The organism is Streptomyces sp. SID3343 (assembly GCF_009865215.1).
In the GTDB taxonomy this organism is placed as follows: domain Bacteria; phylum Actinomycetota; class Actinomycetes; order Streptomycetales; family Streptomycetaceae; genus Embleya.
Map to the genome: position 1 here is coordinate 1 of NZ_WWJX01000782.1, position 7,644 is coordinate 7,644.

Genomic DNA, 7,644 nt, shown 5'->3' on the forward strand with positions numbered 1-7,644 from the left:
AGGGAGCCAGGTGGCCGGATAGCGTGGGCCGCGCGTACCGGAAGGGGGTCGGGACATGGTGGAACAGGCGAGCACGGCCTTCATGCGTCTGCTGGAACACACGGACGCCGCCCTGATCGGGGCGATCGCCGAACGCATGGGCGGCGCGGCCCGAACTCGCCTTGTGCGGCGGGCTTTCGGTGCCCCCGAGGCCCTCGTCGACTGGATGCTCACCCACGGCGAGCACGCCGATCTGCTTCAGTTGGCCGGTGACAGGGAGTTCCGGTCCGCCCCGGGCAGGCTTCAGCGGTTCGAGAGCCCGCTGTGGGCGTTGTACGCGCGCGACGATCCGGCCCTGAATCTCGCCCTGTACGGCACCGACTCGCCGCTGATGTGCCGACTGATCCTGGCCGGCAGCCCGCGGGGTTGCCTACCGCCGAGCGCACGCGTCGAAGCCGGTCTGCTGCCGATCGGCCCCGTGCCGAGGGATCCCGCGTTGCGGTCCGGCCTGTTGCGCACCACGGACCGCGACCTGCTCTCCCCCGCAGTCGTCGCGGCCGATCCCGACCTGGTCCGGCACGCGCTGCGCACCCTCGGCGCCGACGGGCAACTCACGCCTGCGGAACGGGCATTGGCGTTGCTGCGGCTGTGGGACACCGAGGGCGCGGACGCCGTTCGCGAGTGGACACGCGAACGCCAGGACGCGTATCGCGGGCTCCACCGACAGCTACTCGACGCGCTCGACGACCCCGAGGTCCGCGTCGACATCGAGGCCACGATCCTGGCCGCGGCGAGCCCGGAGAGCTTCGTACGGCGACTGCGCGCCGTCGAGGGGCCGACCCGCTCACGCCTGGCGCCCGCCGTGCCCGCGGTCTCGATGGCCCCGCACACGTTCTCGTGGCCGGTACTCGCCCGCGCGCACCACCACTCGGCGTTCCTCGCCGACGACGTGGAGCAACTCGTGCGCCGGCACGGCTGGGACCACGCCGCCCTGCGCGCGATGGTGGGTGTCGACGCCGCCGGGCAGCCCCGCCTGACGAACTGGCGTGCTTCCGAAGGTGTCGACGACGGTGACCTCACCACCGCTGCACTGGCCGCGTGCGAGCCGGTCCGTACCGCCGACGCCCCGAGCGTGGACGACCTGGTCACCGAGGCGGCCCCGGCATGGGCGTTTCTGGAGAATTACGCCGAGGCCCACGCGCAGCCGTCGACGGGGCGGCGATTGCGGGAGCGATTCGCGCTCGCCGACGCGGCATTGGGCCGGCTGGTCCGCGACCGCCTCGGCGACGACGTCGACGCGTGGGTACGGATGGCCCGCCTCGGGCCCTCGTGGCCGGGCGCCCTCCCGTCGCTGATCGACGCGGCAATCTGCACCACCCGATCCGGCGACGGCGACGGCGAGAACGAAGCCTCGGACGAGGTCTGGTCCGACGACTACCTCACGCCCGGTCCCCTCGGCCGCAAGCCCGGCCGGCAACGCCACGCGGCCATGCGTCGGCTGCTGCGCACGGCGACCCCCGGCACCGTCGCCGGGCTCGCCGCACACCTCCCGTCCGCCTTCACCGCCGACCTGTTCGGCCGCCCGGGCGGGGCACGACTCGACGCAGCACTGCTCGCAACGAACGCGCCGGCCGTGACCGCGGGCATCTACGCCTCCCCACTGACCCCACCATCGACTCGCGGGATGCTGCTCCGCGATCGAATCCACGCGCTGTACGGCCCGCTGCGCAACGTGGCGGAAGGCAATGCCCGGGTATCCCGAATCTCGGTTTACCGCGGGGCCACCCTGTACGAAACCCTGTGCGCCTGCCGCGCGGCGATCGCTTCGGGGCACGCAGCCGTCGCCGAACGCCTCCTGGCCCGCGCCCTGGACCCGGACGTCGAGCGCGAGCCCGGCTGTGGCTACGACCACGAGAACCTGGGACTCGACCTCGCGGGTGCCATCCGACGCGCCGCCGTCGCGCCGCCGGCCGAAGGCGAGGCCCTGCTGCGCGACGTGTCCCACGCGTGGGAGGAACGTGCTCGGGCCGGTGGCATCGTCGGTCTGCTGAGCACAGGCGCCGCGCGCGGCTTTCCGGAGACCACCGACGACCCCGGCTGGTCGGCCATCCTCGCCGCCAACCGGACCAAACGATTCTCCGTGCGGATACTCGCCGGCCTGAACGAGGCCCGCCCCGACCTGCCCGAGGAACTCACCCGCAGCCTGGCCGCCACGACCGGCCTGTACGCGTACGCGGCCGACTCCGGGCGCCGATCGTGGACCGTCGCCCGTCCCCTGCTGCGTGGCCTCTACCCCTCCCGGGCGCGTTCGCGAGAGGCTTCCGAGCAGGTCGACGTGATCACGGTCGCGCTCGACGACGGCGTACTCGACCCCGATCCGTGGCTGGAACAGGGCTGCCCCGCCGCCACTGTGTTGTGCACGCTGTCCCAGGCGTCGTGCGACACCATCCCCGCCCACACCGGCCGAACCCTGGCCGAACTGGTCGATCGGCACCTGGCCGGTCGGCCCGAGGCATGGGTGGCCGCGTACGCGATGCTGCCCGATTTCATCGGCACGGTAGCCGAGTTGCTCGCCACCGCACGGGCCGCGACGGAGCCGTAGGGCCGGGCGCCGGGCGCGAAATCCCGCCGAGCGAGGTCCCGAGAACATGCCTGTGCCGACCTCGGCGGCCCCGCTCCTCGCCGGCACCCCGAAAAGTGGGGGCTTCCCGCGCAGGGCGCCCGATCTCTATGGTGAACTCGTCCCACGCTGACGCGCCCCCTCCCACCGGGACGGGGGTCTTGTTCGTATGCGCCGAACTGGACACGACATGAACCTTGCGTACCGCCTCGACAACGACCGGGTAGTGGTGAAGCTCGACCTCATCGTCGACATCGCGAACATCGATCGCGTCCGCACGGACCTGCTCGCGATCATCGCGGCGCACCGGCCGACGTCTCGGGTCTGCGTGCTGGATCTGGGCGCGGCCCCTTACGTGCTGCCCACCGGCCTGTCGCTGCTCGCACACGTGCACAGGCACTGCCGGCAACACGGTGGGCACGTGCGCGCGGTGTCCGATCGGCCTCTGGTACGAAGGGTTTTCCGGCTCGTGGGGATGCATCGAGTCGTGCCGCTGTACTCGACCCTGGACGAGGCTCTGCGGGCCGACGACCCCCTCCCCCGCGACGAGCCGTTGCCCTCGCGATCACCCACCGATGCCGTGGAGTCGTAGGCGTACGGAATTGGCCTAGACCTATCCAAGGATTGGCCTAGACCTATTCGAGATATCACGTCGATAGCATTCGAGCGCCATCGCACCACCACCACCACCTCCGACGACAGTCGACGGTTCGTCGGAAGTCGTCCCAACACCGGGAGTTGGCACGTGAAGAAGCGCATCGGACTGCTCGCCGCGGGCGTCGCGGCAATCGTCGTCCCGCTGGGGGCCGCGACCAACGCGAGCGCCGCCGGCGAGTTCCACGTACGGGGCGTCTACACCACACAGGCCCAGTGCTACGCGGCCGGCCAGGCGGGCTACGAACTGTGGGGCCCGAGCTTCTTCTGCGCCGACGGCCCGCAGGGCCTGGTCTACCTCTACACGCACTGATACATGCATTCATACATGTATTGACACACACACCGGCCACCCACCGGTCGCACAGCGATCACGTCACTGATCACCCGCCGAACCGACGTTCTCCCGCTGCGCATTCGACCGCACACGGCGTCCGTGCCCCGGGTCCCGGGCAATAACCCGGGACGCGGGGCACGGACGCCGTCGCCTTCCGGCTACCAGGCGAAGGACTCGGGGGACGGGCCCGGGCCCGGGAAGATCCGGTCGAGTTCGGCGAGGGTGTCGGCGTCGAGGTCGACCCGGATCGCGCGCAGGGCCGATTCGAGTTGCGCCTGCGTGCGCGGGCCGACGATCGGACCGGTTACCTCCGGGCGAGTGAGCAACCACCCGAGCGCGACCTCGCCGGGCGGTAGGCCGATCTTGGCGCACAATTCCTCGTACGCCTCGATCTGCCCGCGCCGCTCGCCGAGTTCGGCTGCGGCCCGCCCGCCCAAGGTCCGGTTTCGGCCACCCTCGCGCTCCTTGTCGAGGATGCCGCCGAGCAGGCCGCCGTGGAGCGGCGACCACGGGACGACCCCGAGACCGTACGCGTGCGCCGCCGGCAACACCTCGGCCTCCGCGGCACGTTGGGCGAGGTTGTACAGGCACTGCTCACTGACCAGGCCCAGGGACGAACGGCGCGCGGCGGCCTCCTGAGCGGCGGCGATATGCCAGCCCGCGAAGTTGGACGAACCGACGTAGAGCACCTTGCCCTGACGGACCAACAGGTCCATCGCCTGCCAGATCTCCTCCCACGGGACGCGCCGGTCGATGTGATGCATCTGGTAGACGTCGATGTGGTCGGTGCCGAGCCGGCGCAGGCTGTCCTCGCACGCCTTTCGGATGTGTCGCGCACTGAGGCCGCCGGAGTTGGGCCAGTCGCCCCAGTTGCCGAACACCTTGGTGGCCAGGACCACCTTGTCGCGGTGATCGCCTCGGCTCAGCCAGCGGCCGACGAGTTCCTCCGTCGCGCCCTTGGTCCCCGTATCGAGCCGGGCGTCCCGTCCGTAGACGTCGGCCGTGTCGAAGAAGTTGACGCCCGCCGCCAGGGCCGCGTCCATGATGCGGCCGCTGTCCTGCTCGTCGGTGACGGGGCCGAAGTTCATCGTGCCCAGCACCAGGCGACTGACGGTGAGACCGCTGCGCCCCAACTCGGTGTACTGCATGTCGTGTCCGGTGGAAGTCATGTCCTGGTCGCTGCCCAGGTCCGGGGGCCGAGAACCCTGGTTCGAATGATCCGGCGTTCGGGATATCGACAACCGGGCAATCGGCCAGACGGGAAGCACCGCATGACGACGACTTCGCGCTCCCGTGCGTCCGGGTCACCAGGGGACGACACCCTCGTCGTCGAAGAAGCCGCCGCGCGGCCCGTCGTCCGGCAAGGTGGCGAGCCGGATCGCGATCGCGGCGCCCTGCTCGGGCGTCCGTGGCGCGTTGAAGCCGGTGAAGTCGGTGGCGACGTAGCCGGGGCAGCCGGCGTTCACGATGACATCGGTATCGGCGAGTCGGCGAGCGTACTGTGCAGTGATGCCGTTGAGCATCGTCTTGGACGGCGCGTACGCGGCCAGGATCGGGCCCGTCCGCAGGGTCAGCGAGCCCATGTTGCTCGACATGTTGACGATGCGCGGCGAACTCGCACGGCCGAGCAGCGGGAGCATCGCGTTCGTCACCCGAACGACCCCGAACACGTTCGTTTCGAGGACGGTGCGGACGACGTCGAGGTCGAGCGTCGTCGGATCCTGCGCGCCATCGTCGATCCGGCCCGAGATACCCGCGTTGTTGACGAGCACGTCGAGCCGACCGACCGTCCGCTCGATGGTCGCCGCCGCTGCGGCGACGCTGTCGTCGGAGGTGACGTCGAGGGCGACCCCGAACGCGTCGACGCCCGCGGCCCGCAGACGCTCGACGGCCTTCGCGCGCCTGGCGTCGTCGCGGGCCCCCACCGCGACCGTGAAGCCGATCGCCCCGAGACCCTGGGCGATGGCGTAACCGATTCCCTTGTTCGCGCCGGTGACCAGCGCGACCTTCGTGTCGTTCATGCCACCCATGCTCGGCGAATCGCGCACGGGCTGTCCAAGACGGACTCGGTACGCTGTGATACCCGGCAGGTATCAGGCGTTAGGCTGCAGCTGTGGACGATTTCGAGACCCGCGAGCTTCGGTACTTCGTCGCCGTCGCCGAGGAACTGCACTTCGGACGTGCCGCCGAGCGGCTCGGAATCGCGCAGCCGCCGCTGTCCCGGGCGATCGGCCGACTGGAACGGCGGCTGGGCGTCCGGCTCCTGGACCGAGACCGTCGAGGCGCGGCGCTCACCGATGCCGGCACGGTGCTGCTGCGCGAGGCGCGAGTGGCCCTCGACGCGGTCGCGGCTGCTGCCCGTCGCACCCGGCGGGCCGCGGATCCGAAGCGGCCGCTGGTGCTCGTGACGAAAGCCGGTGCGTCCCACGAGTTGCTCCAACGACTCCTGCGTACACATGCGAGCGCACCCGGTGCGGCGGCGATCGAAGTCCTCCTGTGCGAGGTCGGCGAGCAGGCAGGGCTACTGCGCGACGGACGCGCCGACGTGGCACTCATGCACCGACCGGTCGACGACCTCGCCGGCTTCGACACCGAAGACCTGTGCGTCGAAGGCCAGATCGCGCTTCTCCCCGCAGGGCATCCGCTCGCGTCCCGCGAGCGGCTCACGCTGGCCGACGTCGGCGACGTGCCGGATCTGCCCATCGCTCGATGGCCCCGCCTCGACGGGACCTACCCGGACGGGCCCGGGCCGGAGGTGCACACCCAGTCACAGCTCGCTCAGCTCGTAGCCCTCGGGAAGACGCTGCTCGTCATCCCTGCCTCCAGCCGTGCCTGGCAGTGGCCCGATCACGTCGCGGTGCCCGTCTCCGACGCACCGCACATCACGACGGTGCTCGCCTGGCCGGCAAGCAGCCGCTCACCGGCGATCGCAGCCCTCGTCCGTTCCGCGGCCGAACTCCGCGGCTGCGAGCCGCCGGCGTCCGCGGACTGAGCTGCGGAGGCCGGTGCCGACGCCCGTCCGGCGCTTCTCGGGTGCGGCGTTCGCCTCTCGGCACGTGCCCGTCACCGCAGCCGCGAGGACCTGCGTGCCCCACTCGCCTGCCAGGTGGTGTCGGCGCCGGTCGATCCGCGGCCGATCCGCGTCGAGGCCAAGGCCCCGATCAGTCCCAACCCGATCAGGACGACGCCCGCGAGGACGGCCAGCACCGTCGTGCTCGACACCGGGGCGGCGATCAGCACGATGCCCACGATGATGTCCACGATCCCGACGAACATCGCCCAGCCCCGGCCCGGCATGTCGCGCGTGGCCACCCCACCCACCAGTTCGGCGATGCCGCGGACGAGCCAGCCGACCCCGATCAGGACGGCGAGTACGGTCACCGAGCGGTCACCGCCACCCAGGCACAGGACACCGAGTACCACGGACAGCAGCCCACTGAGGATCAACACCGCCCGCAAGCCACCGGCGAACATCGCGCCGAAACCCAGCGCGAGCTGGATCACGCCGCTCACGAGCAGGTACAGCCCGAACAGCACCGCGATCACCCGTACCGTCTGGGTCGGCCAGATCAACACGACCGCCCCGAGCACCACGGAGGCGATCGCGAGGGCGAGCACCACCCGCGACACCATGGCCGGCCCCGACCCGGCTCCGGTGGGGCCGAACCGGCGATCACGCGAAGTCTCAGACATCGTTCCTCCCGGCGATTGACAACCGGGCCCACCAGGTCGTGGGCCCGCGCCCACACCCATCCACCGTCGCACGCGTACCGGGACCACGCCTGCGGGTCGGTTTCCTTCCGGCTGCAGCGGACTGGTCGCCGACACATCTTCCAAGGAAAGTTTTGTGCGATGACGTTTGTCGGCATCCGGGGCGTGCGTAGGTCCGGTCGATCCGGGAAGCCGGCTGGTCGCCCGCCGCGAGGGCGGTGGTGTGGCCCTCGACGGTCGCGTTGACCTTCTTGCGGACCAGCGCATCCGAAGTGACGCGGCGTGGAGGTCTGGGTGGGCGGCGAGGTGGTCGGCGGGGGAAAGCGCGACTCGGTCTGCGCCT

Annotated in this window: 7 protein-coding genes; 4 read left to right on the top strand and 3 right to left on the bottom strand. The window is 70.9% G+C overall.

All coding sequences use genetic code 11. From position 1 onward, the window contains the following. The first annotated feature begins 55 nt into the window (after positions 1–55). The 3 genes from GT354_RS24425 to GT354_RS24435 all read left to right on the top strand — a co-directional run bounded on the left by GT354_RS24425 (position 56) and on the right by GT354_RS24435 (position 3,566). On the top strand, positions 56–2,581 hold the full coding sequence (locus GT354_RS24425; protein WP_161358526.1) for a hypothetical protein: 2,526 nt from the start codon (positions 56–58) through the stop codon (positions 2,579–2,581). Positions 2,582–2,789: 208 nt separating this feature from the next. Then, positions 2,790–3,191 (top strand): STAS domain-containing protein, encoded by a 402-nt coding sequence (locus tag GT354_RS24430; RefSeq protein WP_161358527.1) that lies wholly within the window; start codon positions 2,790–2,792, stop codon positions 3,189–3,191. A 153-nt stretch (positions 3,192–3,344) separates the two neighbouring features. Further along, on the top strand, positions 3,345–3,566 hold the full coding sequence (locus GT354_RS24435) for a hypothetical protein (RefSeq protein WP_161358528.1): 222 nt from the start codon (positions 3,345–3,347) through the stop codon (positions 3,564–3,566). A 182-nt stretch (positions 3,567–3,748) separates the two neighbouring features. On the opposite strand, the gene GT354_RS24440 is transcribed toward GT354_RS24435, so the two are convergent. Both GT354_RS24440 and GT354_RS24445 read right to left on the bottom strand, forming a co-directional pair. Beyond that, positions 3,749–4,738: an aldo/keto reductase gene (locus tag GT354_RS24440; protein WP_161358531.1), complete on the bottom strand. Its 990-nt coding sequence runs from the start codon at positions 4,736–4,738 to the stop codon at positions 3,749–3,751. A 156-nt stretch (positions 4,739–4,894) separates the two neighbouring features. Then, positions 4,895–5,611 carry an SDR family oxidoreductase gene (locus GT354_RS24445; RefSeq protein WP_161358529.1) on the bottom strand — a complete coding sequence of 239 codons (717 nt, stop codon included), beginning with the start codon at positions 5,609–5,611 and terminating at the stop codon, positions 4,895–4,897. 92 nt (positions 5,612–5,703) lie between these two features. Between GT354_RS24445 and GT354_RS24450 the strand changes: the two genes are divergently transcribed. Beyond that, on the top strand, positions 5,704–6,582 hold the full coding sequence (locus GT354_RS24450; RefSeq protein ID WP_161358530.1) for a LysR family transcriptional regulator: 879 nt from the start codon (positions 5,704–5,706) through the stop codon (positions 6,580–6,582). 71 nt (positions 6,583–6,653) lie between these two features. On the opposite strand, the gene GT354_RS24455 is transcribed toward GT354_RS24450, so the two are convergent. Beyond that, a complete protein-coding gene (locus tag GT354_RS24455) occupies positions 6,654–7,283 on the bottom strand; it encodes a DUF308 domain-containing protein (protein ID WP_237535406.1) in 630 nt (209 codons plus the stop codon). Positions 7,284–7,644: the final 361 nt, after the last annotated feature.